Origin of the sequence: Bacteroides sp. NSJ-39, assembly GCF_014287315.1 — a bacterium.
GTDB classification, from domain to species: Bacteria; Bacteroidota; Bacteroidia; order Bacteroidales; family Bacteroidaceae; genus Bacteroides; species Bacteroides finegoldii.
The window spans coordinates 1-606 of record NZ_JACOOB010000081.1; the positions used below are offsets into that span (position 1 = coordinate 1).

1 protein-coding gene is annotated in these 606 nt (G+C 39.8%); it reads left to right on the forward strand.

The features are described 5' to 3' along the window. Positions 1-17 precede the first annotated feature (17 nt). Positions 18-606, forward strand: a 589-nt coding sequence (locus H8S63_RS19815) for a GTP-binding protein (protein WP_186927721.1), incomplete at its 3' end; no start/stop codon positions are given.

A 606-nucleotide genomic window follows, 5' to 3' on the forward strand; every position in this document is an offset into this window, starting at 1 on the left:
ATTATTGCTTAATCCAAATGAATATTATAAATTTAGGAATTCTTGCTCACATTGATGCAGGAAAAACTTCCGTAACCGAGAATCTGCTGTTTGCCAGTGGAGCAACGGAAAAGTGCGGCTGTGTGGATAATGGTGACACCATAACGGACTCTATGGATATAGAGAAACGTAGAGGAATTACTGTTCGGGCTTCTACGACATCTATTATCTGGAATGGTGTGAAATGCAATATCATTGACACTCCGGGACACATGGATTTTATTGCGGAAGTGGAGCGGACATTCAAAATGCTTGATGGAGCAGTCCTCATCTTATCCGCAAAGGAAGGCATACAAGCGCAGACAAAGTTGCTGTTCAATACTTTACAGAAGCTGCAAATCCCGACAATTATATTTATCAATAAGATTGACCGAGCCGGTGTGAATTTGGAGCGTTTGTATCTGGATATAAAAGCAAATCTGTCTCAAGATGTCCTGTTTATGCAAAATGTTGTCGATGGATCGGTTTATCCGGTTTGCTCCCAAACATATATAAAGGAAGAATACAAAGAATTTGTATGCAACCATGACGACAATATATTAGAACGATATTTGGCGGATAGCGAAA